The following is a 22199-nucleotide window of genomic DNA, read 5'->3' on the forward strand; positions in this document are numbered from 1 at the left end:
CGTCAGCGCTTCCCGGTCAGTCGCCGTCAGGGAGCCTGTCCATGTGCTCGCGCTCGTGCGCGTCAACGAGTTCCTGATTTCGGCCTATGAGCATGAGAGCCGCACCGGCCGTGGTCAGCTTCTGGTGAAGATCGGTGACGTAGTCGCTCACTTCGGTGTAGAAGTCCAGGTAGTGATCGTCAAGCTCTCGGGAAGCGCCTTCCACAAGACCGAAGCATCGTGGTGTGGGAGCCGCGTCGTCCCGGAACGCGCCAGCACGTTCTTCGAGAATCCTCCCGACCGCGGCGCATCTCGCCCCGGCCGATTTGACATCGGTCGGGGTCATGATCACATGATCGCGCATGTGCGTAGGTTAGTCCACGGAGAGGGAGGAGTGTCCGGTCTCCCGGACCTACCCGGCGCGGGATGGCGTGGGTATGCGCCCGCGCCCCGACGTTCGCGGCGGATGACCTCGACTGATTCCGCCGTCGTCGGTCACGGGCGTCCGGTCAGGCGCCGTAGACCGGTTCCGGCGGGGTGGCCGCGGTCAGCAGGGCGGCGATCCGCGGGCCGAGCTCGGCGGCGTCCCAGCGGGCGCCCTTGTCGGTGGCCGGGCCGTGCCGGAAGCCCTCCATCACGCAGATCCGGCCGCCCTCGACCTCGAAGACCCGCCCGGTCACGTCCTTGGACTCGGCGGAGCCGAGCCAGACGACCAGCGGCGACACGTTCTCCGGCGCCATGGCGTCGAAGGCGCCGTCCTCGGGGGCCGCCATCGTCCGCGCGAAGACCTCCTCGGTCATCCGGGTGCGGGCGGCGGGCGCGATGGCGTTGACGGTCACTCCGTAGCGGCCCAGCTCGGCCGCCGCGACCAAGGTGAGCCCCACGATGCCCGCCTTGGCGGCCGAGTAGTTGCCCTGCCCGACGCTGCCCAGCAGGCCGGCCCCGGACGAGGTGTTGACCACGCGGGCGTCCACCGGCCGGCCCGCCTTGGACTCGGCCCGCCAGTGCAGCCCGGCGTGTTTCAGCGGCAGGAAGTGCCCCTTCAGGTGGACCCGCGTCACCGCGTCCCACTCCTCCTCCGACAGGTTGACGAGCATGCGGTCGCGGACGAACCCGGCGTTGTTGACCAGCGTGTCGAGCCGGCCGAAGCGCTCCAGCGCGGTCGCCACCAGCCGCCGCGCCCCCTCGTCGGTGGCGATGTCGGAGCGGTCGGCCACCGCCTCGCCACCCAGCGCGCGGATCTCCTCGGCCACCGCCTGAGCCGGGCCGTCGGACCCGCCCTCGCCGGAGGGGCCGACTCCGAGGTCGTTGACCACGACCCGGGCACCCTGCCGGGCGAACTCCAGCGCGTGCGCGCGGCCGAGGCCGCGCCCGGCGCCGGTCACGATGACGACTCGGTCCTCGCAGATCATTTTCAGGTCTCCTCGGGGTCTTGCGGAGCGACATGCGGTCTTACGGAGCGACGTTGTCGCCCTGCGGAGCAACGTGCGGTCTTGCGGAGCGACGTGCGGTCTTACGGGGGAAATCGGGCGGCGTCGAGGAAAACGGGCCGCTCTGCTAGCTTAGTTTCTAACAAATGTTAGGTCGAAAGGTAGCTTATGGGAATCTCCACCAGCAGCCACGACGAGGGCATCGCCGAGATCGTGATGGACGTGCCGCCGGTCAACGCGCTGACCGTGCGGGGCTGGTTCGACCTGGCCGATGCCGTCCGGGACGCCGGGCGTGACCCCGGGACCCGCGTGGTGGTGCTGCGCGCCGAGGGCCGGGGCTTCAACGCCGGCGTCGACATCAAGGAGATGCAGGCCACCAGTGGCTTCGAAGCGCTGGTAGGGGCCAACCGGGGCTGCTACGCGGCGTTCGCGGCGGTCTACGAGTGCGAGGTTCCGGTGATCGCGGCCGTGCACGGGTTCTGCCTGGGCGGCGGGGTCGGCCTGGCCGGCAACGCCGACATCGTGGTGGCCTCCGACGACGCCTATTTCGGGCTGCCCGAGGTCGAGCGGGGCGCGCTCGGCGCGGCCACCCACCTCGCCCGGCTGGTGCCCCAGCATCTGATGCGCGCGATGGTCTACACCTGCCGCAACGTGACGGCGGCCGAGCTGCACGCGTTCGGCTCGGTGCTGGAGATCGCGCCTCGCGACGGGCTCCGCGACGCCGCGCTGGAGGTGGCGGCCCGGATCGCCGCCAAGGACCCGTACGTGATCCGGCGCGCCAAGGAGTCGCTGAACGGCATCGACCCGGTCGACGTCAAGCGCAGCTACCGCTACGAGCAGGGCTTCACCTACGAGCTCAACCTGATGGGCGCCGGCGATCGGCATCGTGACGCCTTCGTCGCGGAAGGGGGCGCGTGATGGGCGCCGTGATGTCCGTCGAGGAGATCGTCGGCTCACTGGAGAGCGGCATGACGATCGGGATCGGCGGCTGGGGATCGCGGCGCAAGCCGATGGCCCTGGTCCGGGCGATCTACCGGTCCTCGCTCGAGGACCTGACCCTCGTGTCGTACGGCGGGCCGGACGTCGGCCTGCTGTGCGCGGCGGGCAAGGTCCGCCGGGTCGTCGCCCCGTTCGTGACGCTCGACTCCGTCGCCCTCGAACCGCACTTCCGGATCGCCCGGCAGAGCGGGGCGATCGAGTTCACCGAGTACGACGAGGGCATGTTCATGTTCGGCCTGCTGGCCGGGGCGCACCGGCTGCCGTTCCTGCCGACGCGGGCCGGGCTCGGCTCCGACGTCCTGCGGGTCAACCCCGGCCTGCGCACCGTCCGCTCGCCGTACGAGGACCAGGAGGAGCTGGTCGCGGTGCCGGCGCTCACCATGGACGCGGCGCTCGTGCACCTCGACCTGGCCGACACCCGCGGCAACGGCCGCTACCTCGGCCCCGACCCGTACCTGGACGACCTGTTCGCCAAGGCCGCCGCGCGCTGCTACCTGTCCTGCGAGCGGATGGTGCCGCCCGGAGAGCTGGGCGGCCCGCCGCAGACGCTGCTGGTCAGCCGCATGCACGTCAGGGGCGTGGTGGAGACGCCCGACGGCGGCCACTTCACCGACCTCGGTTCCGGCCGGGACGAGGCGTTCCAGCGGCACTACGCCGCCTCGGCCGCCGACCCGGCGGAGTGGGCCGCCTTCGCCGACCGGTTCCTGTCCGGTGACGAGGCCGCCTACCGGCAGGCCGTACGGCGATGGCACGAAGAGCGGCGTGAGGAAGGGGCGGCACGATGAGCGCGACCCGAGCGGAGATCTGCGTGGTCGCCTGCGCCGAGGCGTGGCGGGGCGACGGCGAGATCCTGGCCGCGGCGATGGGCACCTGCTCGGTCCTGGGCGCCCGGCTGGCCCGGCTCACGTTCGAGCCCGGCCTGCTGACCACCGACGGCGGCGCGCTGCTCACCGCCGAGGCCGTGCCGTTCGGCGCGCCGGCCGGAGCGGTCGAGGGGTGGCTGCCGTTCCGCGAGCACCTGTGGCTGGTGCAGAACGGGCGACGGCACGTGATGATGGGCGCCTCGCAGATCGACCGGCACGGCAACACCAACATCTCCGCCGTCGGCGACTGGGCACGGCCGAAATCGCAGCTCCTCGGCGTGCGCGGCGCCCCCGGCAACACGATCTGCGACCCGACGAGCTACTGGATCCCCCGGCACTCGGCCCGCGTCTTCGTGCCGAAGGTCGACATGGTCAGCGGCGTCGGCCACGACCGGGCCGCCGAGCTGGGCGCGGAGGCCGCGCGGTTCCATGACCTGCGCCGCGTGGTGACCGACCTCGCGGTGTTCGACTTCGGCACGCCCGACGGGACGATGCGGCTGGTCTCGGCGCACCCCGGGGTCGAGGTCGAGCAGATCCTGGCCGCCACCGGGTTCGAGCCGGTCGTCGAGGGTGACGTGCCCGAGACCCGGCAGCCGTCCGGCGAGGAGCTGCGCCTGATCCGCGAGGTGCTCGACCCGCGGTCCCTGCGCGACCGCGAGGTCCGGCCGTGACCGGGCACGGGGACACCTTGGGCGGTGGTCCCGGTGCGGCCGGGCACGGGGACACTTCGGGGGGAGGTCCCGGTGTGGCCGGGCACGGGGATGCCTCGGGCGGTGGTCCCGGTGTGGCCGGGCAGGTTCTGGACACGCCGCTGACCCGGCTCGTGGGCGTCCGGCACCCGGTGGTGCAGACCGGCATGGGCTGGGTGGCGGGCCCGCGGCTGGTCTCCGCCGTGGCCAACGCCGGAGGGCTCGGCGTGCTCGGCTCGGCCACGATGACCCTCGACGAGCTCGCCGCCGCGATCAAGGAGGTCCGCTCCCGCACCGGCGCCCCCTTCGGAGTCAACCTGCGCGCCGACGCCTCCGACGCGGCCGACCGCATCGACCTGCTGATCAGGAACGGGGTGAAGGTCGCGTCGTTCGCGCTGGCCCCGCGCCGGGAGCTGATCGCCAGGCTGAAGGACGCCGGCGTCGTGGTGATCCCGTCGGTCGGCGCGCGGCGGCACGCCGAGAAGGTCGCGGCCTGGGGCGCCGACGCCGTGCTGGTGCAGGGCGGCGAGGGCGGCGGCCACACCGGCGCGGTCGCCACCACGTTGTTGCTGCCCCAGGTCGTCGACGCGGTCGACATCCCGGTCATCGCGGCGGGCGGCTTCTTCGACGGGCGCGGCCTCGCGGCGGCCCTCGCCTACGGCGCGGCGGGCGTGGCGATGGGCACCCGGTTCCTGCTGACCTCCGACAGCTCGGTGCCCGACGCGGTCAAGCAGACCTACCTCAGCATGTCCGAGACCGTGGTCACCCGCCAGGTGGACGGTATGCCGCACCGGGTGCTGCGCACCGGCCTGGTGGACGGGCTGGAACGCTCGGGCCGGGTGACCGGGATGATCCGCGCGGTGCGCAACGCCGCGCGGTTCAAGAAGATCTCCCGGATGTCCTGGGCGGCGATGATCCGCGACGGGCTGGCCATGAAGCACGGCAAGGAGCTCACCTGGTCGCAGGTCCTGATGGCGGCCAACACCCCGATGCTGCTGAAGGCGGCCATGGTCGACGGCCGCCCCGACCTCGGCGTGCTCGCCTCCGGGCAGGTCGTGGCGCTCATCGACGACCTGCCCTCCTGCGAGGAGCTGATCGGTGGGATCGTCGCCCAGGCCGCGGGCGTCATCCGCGGCCTCGGCGCGAACCTGACCGGCTGAACGGGTCGGCCTGGGTCAGGCTCCGGTGAGCGCCGACATCACGCGTGCGCGGTGGTCGGCGGGGGAGCCCCAGGCCGCGCGCAGGGCGCGGGCCTTGCGGATCAGCAGGCTGGGATCGTACTCGTCGGTGTAGCCGATCGCGCCGTGCACCTGCAGGGCGATCCTGGCCGCCCCGTACGCCGCCTCCGACGCCATCACCTTGGCGGCCGACACCTCACGGGGGAAGTCCGGCGACCCGTACGCGAGGGCCGCGCCGTGCACCAGCGGGCGGGCGTACTCCAGCTCGACCAGCGCGTTCGCCAGATGGTGCTTGACCGCCTGGAACTCACCGATCGGCCGCCCGAACTGCCGCCTCGTCCTGGCGTGGTCCACCGACACCTCCAGCAGGCGGCGGCCGATCCCGGTGAGCTGGGCGGCGCAGGCCAGCGTGCCCAGGTCGCGGGCCTCGCCGGCGGCGGCCGCCACCTCCGGGCCGGTGGCCAGCACGTCGCCCGGCGTGACCGCGAACAGCCGCCGAGCCGGGTCCAGCGACTTCCGGACGTCCCCCGGGACCCCGGTCCGCAGTTCCTCGCCCTCGACGGTCAGCACGACGCCGGCGACGTCCGCGTCCAGCGCGTACGGCGCCGCCGGGGGCAACGCGAGCGACACCACGACCGCGCCTTCGGCGATACCGGCCTGCCACCCGCCGGCCGTCCCGTCGGCGAGGAAGGACGGCCGGGCGCCGGACGTGTTCTCGGTGGTGTCGGACGGCCGGGCGCCGGACGTCTCCTCCGCGAGGAAGGACGGCCGGGCGGCGGCCGGGTCTTCGGCGAGGAAGGCCAGCCGGGCGGCCGGTGTGAGCCGGTCGAGCAGGACGGCCGCGGCCACGGTCTCGGCGTAGGGTCCGGGCACGCCGTGCCTGCCGAGCTCGTGAAACGCCGTCACCAGCTCCACGGGGAGCACGCCCGCGCCGCCCGCCCGCTCGGGCACGGCGACCGCGAACACCCCGGCCCCGGCCAGCGACCGCCACAGGGCCAGGCCGGGCTCCGGCCGGCCGGCCGCCCAGTCGCGGGCCACGGCCGGCGTCCCCGCCTGGGCCAGCAGCTTGTCCAGGGTCTCGCCGAACAGCCTCTGCTCGGCGTCGAGGATGAACTTCACGCTCGCCCCGCTCTCGGCAGGCCGAGCACGCGCTCGGCGATGACATTGCGCTGGATCTCGTTGGTGCCGGCGTAGATCGGGCCGGCGAGGGAGAAGACGTAGCCCTCCAGCCACTCGCCCGCCAGCTCGCCGTCCGGGCCCAGCAGGTCGAGGGCCGTCTCGTGCAGCGCCACGTCCAGCTCCGACCAGAAGATCTTGTTGACGCTGGACTCCGCGCCGACGTCCTCGGCGCGGGAGATCGTCTCGAACCCCTTGAGCCGGTAGGCGCGGGCCCTGATCCACGCGTCGGCCACCCGGTCGCGCATGGCGGTGTCGGCGGGGTCGCCGTGCGCGCGCCACAGCTCCACCAGCCGGTCGGCGGCGGCCAGGAACCTGCCAGGGCTGCGCAGGGTGAGCCCGCGCTCGTTGCCCGTGGTGCTCATCGCGACCCGCCAGCCCTCGCCCGGCTCGCCGATGACGTCGTGGCCGGGCACGAACACGTCGTCGAAGAAGAGCTCGGCGAAGGCCGGCTTGCCGTCGATGCGGCCGATCGGCCTGCGGGTGATCCCCTCGGCGTCCAGTGCGAACATCAGGTACGTCAGGCCGTGGTGCCGCTCGGCATCCGGGTCGGAGCGGAACGGGCCGAAGCCCCGCTCGGCGAAGGCGGCGCGCGAGCTCCACGTCTTCTGCCCGTTCAGCAGCCAGCCGCCGTCGACCGGGGTCGCGGTGGCCCGCAGGGACGCCAGGTCGCTGCCCGCGCCCGGCTCCGACCAGGCCTGCGCCCAGATCACCTCGCCCGAGGCCATCGGCGGCAGGACGCGGGCGAGCTGCTCGGGCGTGCCGTGCTGGAACAGGGTCGGCGCGAGCAGGTTGACGCCGTTCTGGCCGACCCGGCCCGGCGCCCCGGCCGCGTAGTACTCCTCCTCGAAGACCAGCCACTCCAGCGGCGTCGCGTTCCTGCCGCCGTACTCCTCCGGCCAGGACACCACCGACAGGCGGGCCGCGTGCAGCTCGCGCTCCCAGGCGCGGTGGGCGGCGAAGCCCTCCGCCGTCTCCAGCGACGGCAGCGGCGCGGCCGGGACGTGTTCCCGCAGCCACGCGCGCACCTCGGCGCGGAACGGCTCCACGGACGACAGGTCAAGATCCATCGGCGGCCGCCTTCATGCTCCTGGGGTCCATCCCGGCCAGGGAGTCGGCGGCCGTCTCGGCGTTGTGCGCGTGGGCGAGGTGGTGCAGGCCGAAGACGGAGTCCATGCCGACGTGCATGCCCTGCAGGTCCTCGGCCTGGTTGACCGCCTTCTTGGTCAGCGCCAGGCCCATCCGCGGCATGGCCGCGATCCGCTCGGCCAGCGCCAGGGTCCGCGCCTCCAGCTCCTCGCGGGGCACCACCCGGTTGACCATCCCCACCTCGTACGCGCGCCGCGCGGGCATCCGGTCGCCGGTGTAGAGGAACTCCTTGGCGATGCGCGGCGGCATCGCCCACGGGTGGGCGAAGTACTCGACGCCCGGGATGCCCATCCGCACCACCGGGTCGGCGAAGAACGCGTCGTCGGAGGCGACGATCAGGTCGCACACCCAGGCCAGCATGAGCCCGCCCGCGATGCACGCGCCCTGCACCATCGCGATCGTCGGCTTGGGGATCTCCCGCCACCGCCGGCACATGCCGAGGTAGACCTCCGACTCGCGGGCGAACCGGCTCTCGGCCCCCTCCTTGCCCACGTGGTCCCACCACAGGCCGGCCTTGCGCTCGAACGAGACGTCCGCGTCGCGCTCGGGGGTGCCGATGTCGTGGCCGGCGGAGAAGTGCTTGCCCGCCCCGGCCAGCACGATCACCTTGACGTCGTCGTCGGCCGCGGCCCGGTAGAAGGCCTCGTCGAGGGCGTAGGTCATCGCTGAGTTCTGGGCGTTGCGGTAGTCGGGGCGGTTCATGGTGACCATCGCCACGGGTCCGCGCCGTTCGTAGCGCACCACGGTCATGGGGCCCTCGCATTCTTTCTAACAACTATTTGGTAGAGTAAACCACGTGAAGCTCAGCGAGGAGGAGGACCCGTCCCGGGTCCCTGGCGGCCCGCCGGCCTACGTTCCCGGTCACGGCCTGCTGCGTGGCCGGGTGGCGGTGGTGACGGCCGCGGCCGGCACCGGCATCGGAGGCGCGTGCGCCCGGCGCATGCTGGAGGAGGGCGCGCGGGTGGTCATCAGCGACGCCCACGAGCGCCGGCTCGGGGAGAGCCTGGCCGCGCTGGAGGGCGAGCACGGCGCCGCGGTGACCGCCGTGCCGTGCGACGTCACCTCCGAGGAGCAGGTCCAGAGCCTGTTCGCGACCGCCGAGGAGAGGTTCGGCCCGGTGGACGTGGTGGTCAACAACGCCGGGCTCGGCGGCACGGCCAAGCTCGTGGAGATGACCGACGAGCAGTGGGGCCGGGTGCTGGACGTGACCCTGGGCGGCACGATGCGCTGCACCCGGGCCGCGCTGGCGCGCATGCAACCCCGGGGACGCGGCGTGATCGTCAACAACGCGTCGGTGATCGGCTGGCGGGCGCAGGAGGGCCAGGCCCACTACGCCGCGGCCAAGGCCGGCGTGATGGCGCTGACCAGGTGCGCGGCGATCGAGGCCGCGCCGTACGGTGTGCGGGTCAACGCGGTGGCCCCCTCGCTGGCCATGCACCCGCACCTGGCCAAGGTCACGACCGAGGAGCTGCTGGCCGAGCTCACCGGCAGGGAGGCCTTCGGCCGCTACGCGGAGCCCTGGGAGGTCGCCAACGTTATCGTCTTCCTCGCGAGCGACTACTCCTCCTACATGACCGGAGAGGTCGTCTCGGTCTCCAGCCAGCATCCCTGAGAGGTCCGCCTTCCGATGAGTGCACGACGCCGAGATTCCCAGAGCACCGCCGCCGCCCGGGCCGGGCGGCGGGCGGAGCTGCTCGCGACCGCCGCCGAGGTGTTCGCGTCCAGGGGATACGCGGCCACGACGGTCCGCGAGGTGGCCGACGCCGCCGACATCCTGGGCGGCAGCCTCTACTACCACTTCGACTCCAAGGAGGCGATGGTCGACGAGATCCTGTCCGTCTTCCTCGCCGACATGTGGTCCGCCTACGACAAGGTGATCGCCTCCGGCCTGGGCGTGCGGGAGACCTTCGAGGCGCTGATCACCGAGTCGTTCCGGTGCATCGAGCGGTACCGGCCGGCCGTGGTGATCTATCAGAACGAATCCAAGCATCTAGCGACAATTCCCCGTTTTTCGTACCTCGTCGATACTCAGCGGCGGTTCCGCGAGATGTGGCTGTCGGTCCTGGACCGGGGGGTCACCGACGGGATCCTCCGCGCCGACCTCGACACCGGACTGATCTACCGCTTCATCCGCGACACCGTGTGGCTGGCCGCGAGCTGGTACCGAAGCGACGGCCCGCTGCCCGCCGAAGAGATCGCCAGGCAGTACATAGCGATGGTCCTGGAAGGGATCCTGACAACCTGAGGAGTTTCCGATGGCGGAGGCATACATCGTCGAAGCGGTGCGCACCCCCGTGGGCAGGCGTGGCGGCGGGCTTTCCGGCGTGCACCCGGCCGACCTCGGCGCGCACGCGCTGACCCAGCTGATGTCCCGCTCCGGGGTCGATCCGGCGGCGGTGGAGGACGTGGTCTTCGGCTGCCTCGACACGGTCGGGCCGCAGGCCGGTGACATCGCCCGCACCTGCTGGCTGGCCGCCGGGCTGCCCGAGGAGGTGCCGGGCGTCACCGTCGACCGGCAGTGCGGCTCCTCCCAGCAGGCGGTGCACTTCGCGGCCCAGGCCGTCATGTCGGGCACCAGCGACCTCGTGGTGGCCGGCGGCGTGCAGAACATGTCGATGATCCCGATCGCCTACGCCTCGCGCGGCGCCACCGACGCGCTCGGCCTCACCGAGGGGCCGTTCGCCGGCTCGCGCGGCTGGCAGGCCCGCTACCCCGGCCAGGACGTCTCCCAGTTCCGCGGCGCCGAGATGATCGCCCGCGACTGGGACATCTCGCGCGAGGACATGGAGGCGTTCGCCCTCGAATCGCACCGGCGCGCCATCCGCGCGATCGACGAGGGCCGCTTCGACCGCGAGATCACCCCGTTCGAGGGCGTCTCGGCCGACGAGGGGCCGCGCCGCGACACCTCCCTGGAGAAGATGGCGAAGCTGAAGAGCCTGGAGGAGGGCGGGCGGCTCACCGCCGCCGTCGCCTCGCAGATCTCCGACGGCGCCGCCGCCCTGCTGATCGCCTCCGAGGCCGCGGTGAAGACCCATGGCCTGCGCCCCCGCGCCCGCATCCACCACCTGTCCGCGCGCGGCGAGGACCCCATCCGGATGCTGTCCGCCCCGATCCCCGCCACGGCCTACGCGCTGAAGAAGAGCGGCATGTCGATCGACGACATGGCCGCGGTCGAGATCAACGAGGCGTTCGCGTCGGTCGTGCTGGCCTGGCTGAAGGAGACCGGGGCCGACCCGGCGCGGGTCAACCCGAACGGCGGCGCGATCGCGCTCGGTCACCCGCTCGGCGCGACCGGCGCCCGCCTGATGATCACCCTGCTGCACGAGCTGGAGCGCACCGGCGGCCGCTACGGTCTGCAGACCATGTGCGAGGGCGGCGGCCAGGCCAACGTCACCGTCATCGAGCGCCTCTGACCGGCCGGCCGCGAGCCGTACGGGCCCTCACCCGGGGAGCAGGGCCGCGAGCCCCACGGGCCCTCACCCGTACGGCTCACTGACCGACCAGTCGCGAGCCGTACGGGCCACACATCCGTACGGCTCACGCCCGGGGGGCATGGGCCGGTCACGTCGAGCACCGGCTCGCGCGCCAGATCAGGCCTGGCGGGAACGGCCGTCAGGGGCCCCGGGGTCGAACGGCTCGTAGGCCAGAGCCGTGCCGGGCCGGACGAACACGGGGTCGGCGGTGCGCCAGGCCGCGTCCCGCAACGGACGCTTGACGACCTTGCTCGTGGCCGTGCGCGGCAACTCGGCGGTGACCCGGACATAACGCGGCGCCCACTTCGTGCCGAGATCCGGCTGACCCGCCAGGAACCCGCCGAAGGCGCCCGGGTCGAACTCCCGCCCCTCCGCGAGCACCACCGCCGCCATCACCTCGTCGCCGGCGTCCGGATCCGGCACCGCGTAGACCGCCACGTCGGCGAACGCCTCGAACCGCGACAGCAGCCGCTCGACGGGCGCGGCGGCGAAGTTCTCCCCGTCCACCCGCAGCCAGTCGCTGTCGCGGCCGGCGAAGTACCAGAAGCCCTCGGCGTCCCGGTAGGCGAGGTCGCCCGACCACGACCACCCGCCCCGGATCCGCCGCGCCGTCGCCTCCGGATTGCGGTAGTAGCCCTCGAACACCGCGGCCCCCGCCTTGTTGACGATCTCGCCGATGGCCTCGTCGGCGTTGAGCAGCGCGCCGTTCCCGTCGATCACCGCGCGCGGGCACTCCTCCAGCGTCTCCGGGTTCACGACGACCGTGCCCTCCTCGGCCACCCCCAGCGAGCCGGGCGGCGTCCCCGGCACGCGGCTGATGCGGATCTCGCCCTCGCTGGAGCCGTACGAGTCGATGACGGCGCAGCCGAAGCGCCGGCCGAACTCCGCGATGTCACGCTCGGACGCCTCGTTGCCGAACGCGATCCGCAGCGGGTTGTCGGCGTCGTCCTCCCGCTCCGGGACGGCCAGGATGTAGTGCAGCGGCTTGCCGACGTAGTTGAAGAAGGTCACCCCGTGGCGGCGCACGTCGGGCAGGAACACCGACGCGGAGAACCTGCGGCGCAGCACCACGCATCCGCCCGCGCTGACGGCGGGGGCGATGCCGGCCATGATCGCGTTCGAGTGGAACATCGGCATCACGACGTAGAAGACGTCGTCGCGGCCGAGCCCCCTGCGCTCCCGCTGCTGCACGGCGATCCGGCCGAGCCGTCCCTGGCTGCAGATCACCGCTTTGGGCGCGGAGGTGGTGCCGGAGGTGAAGACCAGCGAGAAGATCGTGGCGGGCTCGGGCCGCGGGTGGCCGGCGGCCAGGGGAGAGGCCGCGGCGAGCGTCCGCGCGTACTCGCCGGTGCCGGTGACCAGCACCCGGTCGGGCGGGCAGTCCAGGTCGAGCCCGTCCAGCAGCGGCCGTCTCGCGGTCTCGGTGACGATCAGCCCGCAGTCGGTGAAGTCGATGTCGGCGGCCAGCTCGGCGCCCCGGCGGGTCGGGTTGATCCCGACGACGGCCGCCCCGGCCAGCGCCGCCCCGAGCAGCCAGAACAGGTGCTCCGGAGTGTTGTCCAGGAGCAGCCCGACATGCCAGGGGCCGGGCCGGCGCAGCTCCCGGGCGAGCCCGGCCCGCAGCCGCGCCTCCGCCACGACCTCCCGCCAGCTCCAGCGCCGGTCCTCGAACCTCAGCCCGGCCCGGTCGTCGTTCGCGCGTGCCTCGATCAGCTCCGCGAACGTGACCCGGCCCGCCGGACGGTCCTCCGCCAGCGTGCCCACGGAATCCTCCCGCCTGTCACGGCTGCCCACCTCTGGCACGGTCCTCTCCTCGCGGGTAGGGGGCGCGGGCCGTCGCCGGCGCCTCGCGACCAGCAGAGCAACCGGACCCCGGCCGTCTCGGCCGCGATCCCGCTCACCGGGACACCCGTCGGCACCGGAATCGACCACGGCGCCGAAACCGTGGCCCACCGCGTGGCCCTGCGCGCCGGCCCCGGCCGCCGCCTCCACGCTCGAACCGCACACCGCCTGAGAGGTGTCGGGAGGCAGGACGAAGGTCCCCTCGCTTCGAAGACCTAAGGCACTGCCGCACGCGAGCCGGGAGCCGGACGGTGGAAGCGGGATGAGAATCATCCCCGGCTCGCAGTGGAGACGCAGTGGAGACGCAGTGGAGACGCAAGGGAGACGCAGTGGAGATGAGGAGCTCACCATGAAGGCGGCCGCGGGCGATCGGCTGATCGTGGAGGGCGCGTACGGCGGCAACACCCGCCGTGAGGGCTTCGTCGCGGGCGTGCTCACCAGCGAGCCCACGCCGCCGGAGGAAGGGCGATGATCGACCGCGCCAGCGCGTCGGACGTGGCCATGCTGGCCATGGGGAAGGGCACGTCGCTGTCCCAGCGAGCCGGCGCGGTCCTCATGCTGGAGGCGGGACCGGAGTTCGAGGTGACGGAGGCGATGGCGTTACTCGCCGACCGGATCCGGTCCGTGCCGCGGCTGAGGCAGCGGCTGGTGCCCGTGCCCTTCGGCTGCGGCCGCCCCGTGTGGTTGGACGACCCTGGATTCGACATCCGCCTGCACGTGCGGCAGCTCACCTGCCCCTCGCCGGGGGACGAGCGGGCCTTGCTGGACGTGGCCGCCGCCGTACTGACCGGTCCCCTGCCGCCGTCACGGTGGACGGCGATCTTCGTCACAGGGCTGAACGGCGGCGCGGTCGCGTTGATCGTGGTCCTCGACCACGTGCTGGCCGACGGGATCGGCGGACTCGCCATGCTCGCGGCGCTCGTCGACCGGTCCGGACGACCCGCTCCCGCCGGCTTCCCCCGGCGCCCGCCGTCCTTGCGGCTCCTCGCCGCCGACGCCTTCGCCGAACGCCTGCGGGCCCTCGGCCGGATGCGAGCCTTCTGGCGGGGCGCGAAGGCCGCCACCGCCGCGACGGGCGGGATGCGGCCGGAACCCATCGCACACTGCTCGTTGCTGCGGCCGACCGGCGCGCGGCGCACGTTCGCCGTCGTACGAGCCGACCTGGCGGCGGTGCGGTCCGCGGCGCACCGTCACGGCTGCACCGTGAACGACGCTCTGCTGACGGCTGTCACCGGATCGCTCCGCAGACTGCTGGAACGGCGTGGCGAGCACGTCGGCGCGCTGTCGGTCTCGGTGCCGGTGGCGACCCGGCGTACCGCCACCTCCAGCGAGCTCGGCAACCGGTTCGGCGTGCTGATCGCCAGCCTGCCCCTCACCGGCGCCCCTGAAGAGCGGCTGGTGAAGATCGCCGCCCTGATCGGGGAGCGCAAGCAGCAGGCCGCCGACGGCTCGGCGGCCGGCCTGTTCGGCCCGGTGTTCCGGATGCTGTCCGCGATCGGGCTCTACCGCTGGTACCTACGCCGCCAGCGACGCATCCACACCCTGGTCAGCAACGTGCGCGGCCCCGATCACCCGTGGACCTTCGCCGGCGCGACCATCCGCCGGCTGATCCCCGTGGCGGTCGCCGAGAGCGGCAACGTGACGGTGACCTTCGAGATCCTGTCCTACGCGGGCACGGTCACGATCAACCTCATCGCCGATCCCGACGGCGTCCCCGACCTGGACGAACTCGCCGCCCATCTGAGTGATGAACTCGCCGGCATCACGGCTTCAGGCACTGCCTGATGCGGCGGGTCATCGGGGTGCCGCGCGGCCGGGACTGACTCCCTCGGGGTCGTCGCGTGATGCCAGCCGGGGCCGAGCCCCCTCATGCCGCCGGTACAGGATGGCGCGCGCCGCCACCACGACGCAGACGGCGCCCAGCAGCATGCCCCAGGCGACGTCGGTGGGGAAGTGCATGCCCCGGTAGAGGCGGGAGAAGCCGACGATGAGCGGGGCGGCGACGCCGAGCACCCAGATCACCACCTGGAGCGCCCGGTGGCGGACGTGTGTGCTCAGGATGAGCGCGAGCCCGCAGTAGAAGGCCACGGCGGCGCTGACATGGCCCGAAGGGAAGCTGGAGGTGGGGGGAGCGGGGTCGAGGTGGGGGACCGGCGGGCGCTCGCGGTCGATGAGCACGGTGGTGGTGAGGAAGATGAGCGACTGGCTCCAGACCGCCACGACGAGGAAGATCGATTCCCGCCAGCGCTTGAGGACGAGCCGGAAGACGATCACGGCGATCGCGGTCAGCGCCACGATGTACGGGGTGTCGGACAGGCTGCTGCCGAAGTCGGTGAGCGTGTTCCACAGGGAGGTGCGTTCCCCGGCCAGGTCGCCGTTCGTGGCCGCCTCCCCGGTGCGCGCCTCGAGGATCAGCCGGCCCGCGCCGTACGTCAGCCCGAGCATCAGCAGCAGCGGTAAGACGAGTGTCAGCGCGTAGTGCTTGACGTGTTCAGCTCTGGTCATGGGTCACCTTCACGGACTCGGGTTCCACTCCCTCGGTCAGCGGGGTGGCGGGCCTGCGCCCCTGCCCTCGCCGCCAGGTCTCGAACGCCGCCGCGGTGGCGGCGACCACGGCCGCACCCAGCACGGTCCCGGCGGCCACGTCGCTCACCCAGTGCACGCCGAGGGCGATCCGGGTGTAGCCGACCGACAGCACCAGGAAGGCGGCGACGACCCAGGCGACCCGTCGCCCCCACCGGGGCAGCATGGGCAGCAGGAGCAGGACGACCACCCCCGCACCGAGGGTCACGTTGAGCGCGTGACCAGAGGGGAAGGATTCGCCCGGTGCCAGCGCGACGGGATCGGGAAGGTGCGGCCTGGCCCGCGCGACCACGACCTTGAGGGCGACGCCGAGCAGCCCGCCCACGATCAGGGTGGTGACCGCCCAGGCGGCCAGCCTGGGGGCGCCCTTGTACACCAGCCAGGCGGCGAACACGGCGACCGCGACGCGCCACGGCCAGGGCCCGAACAGGTCGGTCCACACGATGAGCACCCTGGTCACGGCGGGGTTGGCGTGCGCGTACTCGTGCAGTTCCTCGGCGACCTCGGCGTCCAGCCGGTTGACGGGCATCTTGGCCACGGCGAGCAGCAGCGTGAACGGGATCATGGCCAGCCCGACCGCGAGGCTCGTGACGCCCAGCCGGACTCCCAGGCCGCGATCGGCGCCGCTCGATGTGGATCGGTCCTCGTTCCGCATTCGCTCATGGCTACCCGGACGGGGGCGGGTGATTCCTCGGCCGGCGCGCTCGCGCTCTTCGTGGACCTGGCGTCGGCCCCGGGGGCTGCTGTTGCCTGGTGGTGGTCTGGACCAGTTCATCGCAAAATCGCGACTGGTATTGACCAGAAGGCAGGCCAAATGATCGAATGTGGACAATTCGGCCCTCTTAGCTGGGTTTCGGATTTTTCGGCACTGGTTTTGTCCAGGAGGACTCGTGGCCCCCAACCGCCTCTTAGCCGGCATGATCCTGACGACGCTCTCATTCCCCCTACTCATCCTGACCAGCTCACCCGCGCAGGCGGACTCCGTCCCGATCAGCCCGCCCGCCCAGCAGGTGGAGAGCCGCGACGACGGCTTCCCCCTCACCCCCGTGGTCGGACTGGTCCGTACCGGTCAGAGCGACCCGCACGCGGAAACCGTGGTACGCCGTACCCTGGCCAAGGCCGGTGTCCGGCAGGTGAGTGCCACCGACGGCGACGATCCCCACACCCCCGTCACCATCTGGCTCGGCGACGGCGGCGCCGCCCTCGCCCTTCTGGACGTCGAGGGCGCCGCCGATTTGCCCGCCGAAGGCTACGTGCTGGCCGCCGGCCGCGATGCGGACGACCGCAAGCACGTCGTGCTCGACGGCGTCGACGCCGACGGCACCTACTACGCGGCGCTGACCTTCGAGCAATTGGTCCGCGAGCATCCCGGCAACGACCGGGTGCCCGGCATCGAGGTGCGCGACTGGCCCGGCATGCGCTACAGAGGCTCCATCGAGGGCTTCTACGGCACGCCCTGGACACACGAGGAGCGCCTGGCGCACCTCGACTACCTCGCCGCGCACAAGATGAACACCTACGAGTACGCGCCCAAGGACGACCCCTATCACCGCGACCGATGGCGCGACCCGTACCCGCAGGACAAGCTCACCCAGCTCGGCGAGCTCATCACGCGCGCACAGGCCGGGCACGTCGACTTCACCTTCGCCATCTCGCCCGGACTGTCCGTCTGCTACACCTCCGAGAGCGACGTGGCGGCGCTGCTGGCCAAGTTCGACGCCATCTACGCGCTCGGCGGTCGCTCCTTCAACATCGCCCTGGACGACATCGACTCCGGGCGCTGGAACTGCGACGGCGACCGCGCGAAGTACGGCGCTCCGGGCGGCGCGGCGGCGGGCAGGGCGCAGAGCGAGCTGGTCAACGCCGCACAGGCGTGGGCGGCGGCCAAGGGCGACGTCGCGCCCGTGCAGATGGTGCCGACCGAGTACTACAACGTCACCGAGACGCCCTACAAGAAGGCCATCAGGGAGGTCATGAGCCCGGACGCCATCGTGCACTGGACCGGCACCGCCGTCGTGCCCGCGAAGATCACCAAGGAGCAGGCGGCAAAGGCCAGGCAGGTCTTCGGGCATCAGATCCTGGTCTGGGACAACTACCCGGTCAACGACTACGCCGGCGGGCGGCTGCTGCTCGCCCCCTACGACGGCCGCGAACCGGGTCTGTCGGAGCAACTGGCCGGCATCATCTCCAACCCGATGAACCAGGCCGCCGTCAGCCGGATCGCGTTGTACTCCTTCGCCGACTTCGGCTGGCACGACACCACGTTCAACGCCGAGGAGTCCTGGCTGCGCGCGCTGACCGAGCTGGCCGGAGGCGACGAGGCCCTGGCACGCGCCCTGCGCGACTTCGCCGACCTGAACACCCTCGACGGCCCCATACATCACACGCAGTCGCCTCAGCTGGCCGCCGAGGTCGCCGCGTTCTGGCCCGCCTGGCGCGAGGGGCGGCCGACCACGCTGCGCGAGTACGCCGAGCGGCTGGTCGCCGGATCCAGGCTGATCACCGAAAAACTGCCCGACCGCACCTTCGTCGACGAGGCCGCGTCCTGGCTGCAGGCGGCCGAGTTGTGGTCGAAGGCCATGGTCAAGGCGGTAGACGTGCTGCGGGCCGTACAGGACGACGACGGCGGGGCCGCCGTGCGGGCCGCCGACCAGGCGCGCGAGCTCGTCGCCGCCGCGAACGCCATCCGGGACGCGCGCGTCCCGCACAACAACGTGGCCCCGCGCGTCGGCGATGGCGTGCTCGACCGGTTCGTCACCGACGCGCTCGCCGAGCTGGACCGCTGGATCGGCGTCACCGCCACCAGGTCGCGCGCCACCACCAGCCTCGGCACCTACCAGAGCAACACTCCCGACCGGATGGTCGACGGCAACCCGGACACCTTCTACTGGAGCAACGGCTCACCGGGCTCCGGCGACCACGTCACCGTCGACCTCGGCGCCCCGCGCCCGATCGGGGACATCACGCTGCTCATGGGCAAGCCGGGCAGCCCGAACGACTACATCCACGCGGGCACGCTGGAGATCTCCTCCGACGGCGTCACCTGGACGCAACTGGTCACCGGAACGACCGCCGAGGTCAGGGCCACGGCACCAGAGGGCACCGTCGCCCGCTACGTCCGCTATCGCGCCACCGCCGCCGGCAGCTACTGGCTCGTGGTCAGAGAGTTCACCGTCCAGGTGAACGACGACTCACTCACCACGATCACCGTCACCGGCACCCCGGCGGGCACCGGGCTCGACCTGGCCGCCGACGGCGACCTCGGCACCGCCTACACGGCGGGCACAGCGCCGGCCGAGGGCGACGCGCTGGTCGCCACCCTGTCCAGGCCGCGGCTGGTCGACCGGGTGCTGATCGCCGGCACCGGCTCGGCCGAGGTCCAGGTACGCGTCGACGGTCAGTGGCGGGCGATTGGGCAGCTCACCGGACCGTACACGGAGCTCGATTCCGAGGACGCTCAGACCGACGCCGTGCGGCTGGTCTGGGCCGCCGGCGGAGAGCCGCCGCGGATCGCCGAGATCGTCCCGAGGTACGGCGACGGCCCCATGGCCACCCTGACCGTGGAACCCGCGGACCTGGAGGCCCCCGCGGGCGCCGAGGCCACGATCAGCGCCACTCTCGCATCCCAGCGGGCCGCCGACGTCAACGGAACGCTGCGGGTGACCGGACCGGACGGGTGGCGGCTGCCCGAGGACCGGAAGGTGGGCGTGCCCCGAGTAGGCGGGCTGACGCTGCCGGTCACGTTCACGCCGACCGCGTCGGGAACGTTGCGGATCGAGTTCACCCCCACCGGTGGCGAGCCGGTCGCCGCGGAGGTGCCGGTCACCGCGCACCGGCCGGGCGGCGACACCAACGTCGCGCTGAAACGACCGGTGACCGCGTCCTCGGTCGAGGGCGACACCTCCTTCGCCGCCGCCAACGCGGTGGACGGCGACGCGACCACCCGCTGGTCGTCGGCTCGCACCGACGGCGAGTGGCTGACGGTGGAGCTGGAGCGATCGGTCGACGTGGGCAAGGTGGTGCTGCGCTGGGAGGCCGCGTACGGCTCGGCGTACCGGATGGAGGGCTCGGCTGACGGCACCACGTGGCAGCCGCTGGCCACGGTCTCCAACGGTGACGGCCGCGTCGACACGCTCTGGATCGACGAGCCGAACCAGACGCGGTTCCTGCGCATGCAGGGCGTCAAGCGCGGCACGGCTTACGGCTACTCGCTCTGGGAGCTGGAGGTGTATCCCGCTTCCTGAACTGTCGTCTGGAGCCCCGTTCGCCCGAACGGGGCTCCAGACGAGCGCGAGTGGCGAACTCGGGCGACGTGAACGTGCCGGCCGGGCGGCCACGAATGTCTCGGCGTCGAAGGGAAGGAGACGGCAGGCGGCGATCCGTCCGTGACGTGCCTGATAGAGGCCGACGGTCGACCAGGTGGAATCCTGCCCCTCGATGACCGCGCGGCCGCCGGTGACGGAGGTGATCCAGTCGTCGTCCCCGGCCGCGCTCGTACGCCTCCGGAGGCGGCGGGCTCACCGGTGAAAGCCGCGCCGGCGGGTAGTCGGGGAGGCCTGTCCCCCACCATCGCGGTTGTCGCGCATCGCAAGAAGACACTCGGCGCGGGCCTGGACAGGCTGCGCGTCCTGATCAGTGAGCAGGACGTCGGAGACCTGCTCTGGTACGAGGTCCCGAAGAGCAGGAAGGCGCCGAAGAAGGTGCGCAGGGCCCTCAAGGAGGGCGCCGAGCTGGTGTTCGTCTGGGGCGGCGACGGCATGGTGCAGCGGTGCGCCGACGCGATGGCCGCCGGGCGCTCCGAGGACTCGCCGCTGGTCCGGATCACCCGCGCCAGGAAGGTCACCGCCCGCCTCGGCTCCCCACTGCTGAACGAACACGATGCCCGGCCGGCCCCTGCGACCCCAGGCCCGGTAGCGGATCGGTGTGCCGGCGACGACCACCTCGCCCTCGTCCGCGGGACACGCCAATGCCTCGCGGAACCACGATGGGGGAGTGCTCATGCCGGCCTAGTAACCGTGCGCGGTGTCGACGGGATTGATCACTGGCTCTCCGGATTCGACGCGGTGAAGGTTCTCGACGAACAGGCGGGCCACTTGGGCGGGGTAGTCCGGCGAGCTCCACGAGACGTGCGGCGTGAGGATGGTGTTGGGCGCGCCCCACAGCGGGCTGGTGACCGGCAGCGGTTCGCGTTCGAACACGTCGAGCGCGGCGCCGCCGAGGGAGCCCGCGCGCAGCCTGACGGCCAGCTCCTCCTCGTCGACGACCTCGCCGCGCGAGACGTTGACGACCAGGCAGCCGGGCCGGCACCTGTCGAGGACGCCGGCGTCCAGCAGCCTGCGCGTCCGCGCCGTCGCGGGGACCGCCATGACGATGGCGTCGGCCCGGGCCGCCAGCTCCGCGAGGTCTTCGGCGCGGTGCGTCTCGTCGAACTCGGCGACCGGGCCAGCGGTCCGGCGGACGCCGATCACGCGCATGCCCAGCGCCCTGCCGCGCCGGGCGACCTCGCGCCCCACCGGCCCGGCGCCCACGACGAGGAGGGTGGCGCCCGAGACCAGCATGGGCGGGTGCGGCCGCCACTCCCGGCGCTGCTGGCTCGCCAGCACGTCGGTGACCCGCTTCGCCAGGGCGAGGAGCATCGCGATGGCGAACTCGGCCATGGCCGGCGCGGAGACTCCCCGCGCGCTGGCCACCCGCACGGCCGGTGACAGCCCCTTCGCCGGGAGCAGGCTGTCGGCGCCTGAGCCGATCAGGTGGACCAGCCGGAGGCGCCCGGCCGGGGACCAGTCGTCCACCGGCATGCCGAGGCCGAGGACGGCCTCGACGCGGCCGAGCTCGCCGGCGAACTCGGCCGCCGTCCGGCAGGCGACCAGCTCGCGATCGTCGAGGGTGTCCTTCGCGGCCTCCAGCGCGCGGATGGCGAACCGTCCGTAGCAGTGCACCCTGTCGATCCTGCCGACGCGCATCGATCCGTTCCTGCCGCTCAGTTTGAACCCTATGATGCCATCTATATTATTATATATAGATTAGTGCGGCAATCTTGGGCGGCCGGATCGGCGCAGGCGTTCGGCGTGGCCCGCGGGAGCCGGCGGCCTTCTCGCCCGTCGCGGGCCGCGTGGCGTCGTCCGTGCGTGGCGTCGTCCGGGCCGCGTGGTGCCCATCCACGCCGTGTGGCGGCCGGGTCAGGAGCGCCCGGCGGTGATGGTGTCGAAGTCGGGGATGCGCGCGGCGATGGAGTCGCCGGTGAAGTCACCGACCCAGCCGTCGTCGTCGTGGAAGAAGCGGATCGCGGTGAAGTCGGGCGTGGTGCCCATGTCGAACCAGTGGGTGGTCTTGGCGGGCACGCTGAGCAGGTCGCCGGCCTCGCACAGCACGGCGTGCACCTTGCCGGCCACGTGCAGGTAGAAGATGCCGGAGCCGCTGACGAAGAAGCGCACCTCGTCGTCGTCGTGGGTGTGCTCGTTGAGGAACTTGGCCCGTGCCGCGGCGGCGCGCTCGGCCCAGTCGGGGCTGTCGTCGGGGTGGAGCTGGGCGACGTCGACGAAGGTGTAGCCCTCCTCGGCGACGACCTTGGCCACCTGCTCGCGGTAGGCCTCGAGGACCTCGTCCTGCCCGGAGTCGGGGGCCAGGTCGTCCACGACGTCCCAGTGGCGCAGGAGGACGTCGATCTCCTTGAGCGCGGCGGAGATCTCGGCCGGGTCCTCGGTGCGCAGGAGTGTCTCGGGGGCGTCGGCGTCGGTGTACACGGTCAGGTATGTCATGTCTTGATTGTGCTACCAACCAGATAGTGTTACAAATCCTATAGGAAAAGTAGACAATATGCGTGAGCTGCGCTTAGCAT

At 72.3% G+C, this 22199-nt stretch carries 20 protein-coding genes; 10 read left to right on the forward strand and 10 right to left on the reverse strand.

The window, feature by feature from the left end; genetic code table 11:
• Window positions 1-16 precede the first annotated feature (16 nt).
• Complete coding sequence (locus AB0C16_RS13845; protein WP_357682340.1) at window positions 17-325, reverse strand: hypothetical protein; 309 nt, start codon at window positions 323-325, stop codon at window positions 17-19.
• Between the two features lie 163 nt (window positions 326-488).
• Window positions 489-1391, reverse strand: a complete 903-nt coding sequence (locus AB0C16_RS13850) for an SDR family oxidoreductase (RefSeq protein WP_357682342.1) — start codon at window positions 1389-1391, stop codon at window positions 489-491.
• Window positions 1392-1577: 186 nt separating this feature from the next.
• Here AB0C16_RS13850 and AB0C16_RS13855 point away from each other — a divergent pair, with 186 nt between their 5' ends.
• The 4 genes from AB0C16_RS13855 (at window position 1578) to AB0C16_RS13870 (ending at window position 5120) form a co-directional block, all read left to right on the forward strand.
• Window positions 1578-2327, forward strand: coding sequence for an enoyl-CoA hydratase family protein (locus AB0C16_RS13855; protein WP_357682344.1), 750 nt, complete (start codon window positions 1578-1580; stop codon window positions 2325-2327).
• Window positions 2327-3193, forward strand: coding sequence for a CoA-transferase (locus tag AB0C16_RS13860; RefSeq protein ID WP_357682346.1), 867 nt, complete (start codon window positions 2327-2329; stop codon window positions 3191-3193). Before AB0C16_RS13855 ends, AB0C16_RS13860 begins: the two co-directional genes overlap by 1 nt.
• Window positions 3190-3942 carry a CoA-transferase gene (locus AB0C16_RS13865; protein WP_357682348.1) on the forward strand — a complete coding sequence of 251 codons (753 nt, stop codon included), beginning with the start codon at window positions 3190-3192 and terminating at the stop codon, window positions 3940-3942. Before AB0C16_RS13860 ends, AB0C16_RS13865 begins: the two co-directional genes overlap by 4 nt.
• A gap of 74 nt (window positions 3943-4016) precedes the next feature.
• The gene (locus AB0C16_RS13870; RefSeq protein WP_357682350.1) at window positions 4017-5120 is read left to right on the forward strand and encodes a nitronate monooxygenase; all 1104 of its coding nucleotides are present in this window, start codon (window positions 4017-4019) and stop codon (window positions 5118-5120) included.
• A gap of 15 nt (window positions 5121-5135) precedes the next feature.
• Here the strand turns inward: AB0C16_RS13870 and AB0C16_RS13875 are convergent, their stop codons facing one another.
• Genes AB0C16_RS13875 through AB0C16_RS13885 form a run of 3 tightly spaced genes read right to left on the reverse strand, consistent with a single transcriptional unit; the run spans window position 5136 to window position 8213 of the window.
• Window positions 5136-6257: an acyl-CoA dehydrogenase gene (locus tag AB0C16_RS13875; RefSeq protein ID WP_357682352.1), complete on the reverse strand. Its 1122-nt coding sequence runs from the start codon at window positions 6255-6257 to the stop codon at window positions 5136-5138.
• A complete protein-coding gene (locus AB0C16_RS13880) occupies window positions 6254-7384 on the reverse strand; it encodes an acyl-CoA dehydrogenase family protein (protein ID WP_357682354.1) in 1131 nt (376 codons plus the stop codon). The genes AB0C16_RS13875 and AB0C16_RS13880 overlap by 4 nt, the downstream gene beginning before the upstream one ends.
• The gene (locus AB0C16_RS13885; protein ID WP_357682356.1) at window positions 7374-8213 is read right to left on the reverse strand and encodes an enoyl-CoA hydratase; all 840 of its coding nucleotides are present in this window, start codon (window positions 8211-8213) and stop codon (window positions 7374-7376) included. The genes AB0C16_RS13880 and AB0C16_RS13885 overlap by 11 nt, the downstream gene beginning before the upstream one ends.
• Window positions 8214-8259: 46 nt before the next feature.
• On the opposite strand from AB0C16_RS13885, the gene AB0C16_RS13890 reads away from it, so the two are divergent.
• Genes AB0C16_RS13890 through AB0C16_RS13900 form a run of 3 tightly spaced genes read left to right on the forward strand, consistent with a single transcriptional unit; the run spans window position 8260 to window position 10876 of the window.
• Window positions 8260-9075: an SDR family oxidoreductase gene (locus AB0C16_RS13890; protein ID WP_357682358.1), complete on the forward strand. Its 816-nt coding sequence runs from the start codon at window positions 8260-8262 to the stop codon at window positions 9073-9075.
• 15 nt (window positions 9076-9090) lie between these two features.
• Window positions 9091-9708, forward strand: a complete 618-nt coding sequence (locus AB0C16_RS13895) for a TetR/AcrR family transcriptional regulator (RefSeq protein ID WP_357682360.1) — start codon at window positions 9091-9093, stop codon at window positions 9706-9708.
• Window positions 9709-9718: 10 nt separating this feature from the next.
• Window positions 9719-10876 (forward strand): acetyl-CoA C-acetyltransferase, encoded by a 1158-nt coding sequence (locus tag AB0C16_RS13900; protein WP_357682362.1) that lies wholly within the window; start codon window positions 9719-9721, stop codon window positions 10874-10876.
• Between the two features lie 177 nt (window positions 10877-11053).
• Here AB0C16_RS13900 and AB0C16_RS13905 read toward each other — a convergent pair whose 3' ends face one another.
• Window positions 11054-12739, reverse strand: coding sequence for an AMP-binding protein (locus tag AB0C16_RS13905; RefSeq protein WP_357682364.1), 1686 nt, complete (start codon window positions 12737-12739; stop codon window positions 11054-11056).
• Between the two features lie 388 nt (window positions 12740-13127).
• Here AB0C16_RS13905 and AB0C16_RS13910 point away from each other — a divergent pair, with 388 nt between their 5' ends.
• Both AB0C16_RS13910 and AB0C16_RS13915 read left to right on the forward strand, forming a co-directional pair.
• Window positions 13128-13250, forward strand: a complete 123-nt coding sequence (locus tag AB0C16_RS13910; protein WP_357682366.1) for a DUF1918 domain-containing protein — start codon at window positions 13128-13130, stop codon at window positions 13248-13250.
• Entirely contained in the window at window positions 13247-14563 is a 1317-nt protein-coding gene (locus tag AB0C16_RS13915; RefSeq protein ID WP_357682368.1) for a wax ester/triacylglycerol synthase domain-containing protein, read from the forward strand. The genes AB0C16_RS13910 and AB0C16_RS13915 overlap by 4 nt, the downstream gene beginning before the upstream one ends.
• A 9-nt stretch (window positions 14564-14572) precedes the next feature.
• On the opposite strand, the gene AB0C16_RS13920 is transcribed toward AB0C16_RS13915, so the two are convergent.
• Both AB0C16_RS13920 and AB0C16_RS13925 read right to left on the reverse strand, forming a co-directional pair.
• The gene (locus AB0C16_RS13920) at window positions 14573-15283 is read right to left on the reverse strand and encodes a phosphatase PAP2 family protein (protein WP_357682370.1); all 711 of its coding nucleotides are present in this window, start codon (window positions 15281-15283) and stop codon (window positions 14573-14575) included.
• The gene (locus AB0C16_RS13925; RefSeq protein ID WP_357682372.1) at window positions 15270-16016 is read right to left on the reverse strand and encodes a phosphatase PAP2 family protein; all 747 of its coding nucleotides are present in this window, start codon (window positions 16014-16016) and stop codon (window positions 15270-15272) included. The genes AB0C16_RS13920 and AB0C16_RS13925 overlap by 14 nt, the downstream gene beginning before the upstream one ends.
• A gap of 235 nt (window positions 16017-16251) precedes the next feature.
• Between AB0C16_RS13925 and AB0C16_RS13930 the strand changes: the two genes are divergently transcribed.
• Complete coding sequence (locus AB0C16_RS13930) at window positions 16252-19605, forward strand: beta-N-acetylglucosaminidase domain-containing protein (RefSeq protein WP_357682374.1); 3354 nt, start codon at window positions 16252-16254, stop codon at window positions 19603-19605.
• A gap of 762 nt (window positions 19606-20367) precedes the next feature.
• On the opposite strand, the gene AB0C16_RS13935 is transcribed toward AB0C16_RS13930, so the two are convergent.
• A complete protein-coding gene (locus AB0C16_RS13935; protein WP_357682376.1) occupies window positions 20368-21324 on the reverse strand; it encodes a D-2-hydroxyacid dehydrogenase in 957 nt (318 codons plus the stop codon).
• A 216-nt stretch (window positions 21325-21540) separates the two neighbouring features.
• Window positions 21541-22119, reverse strand: a complete 579-nt coding sequence (locus AB0C16_RS13940; protein WP_357682378.1) for a cupin — start codon at window positions 22117-22119, stop codon at window positions 21541-21543.
• Window positions 22120-22199 lie beyond the last annotated feature (80 nt).

It is taken from the genome of Nonomuraea sp. NPDC048916 (assembly GCF_040649575.1).
GTDB lineage: Bacteria > Actinomycetota > Actinomycetes > Streptosporangiales > Streptosporangiaceae > Nonomuraea.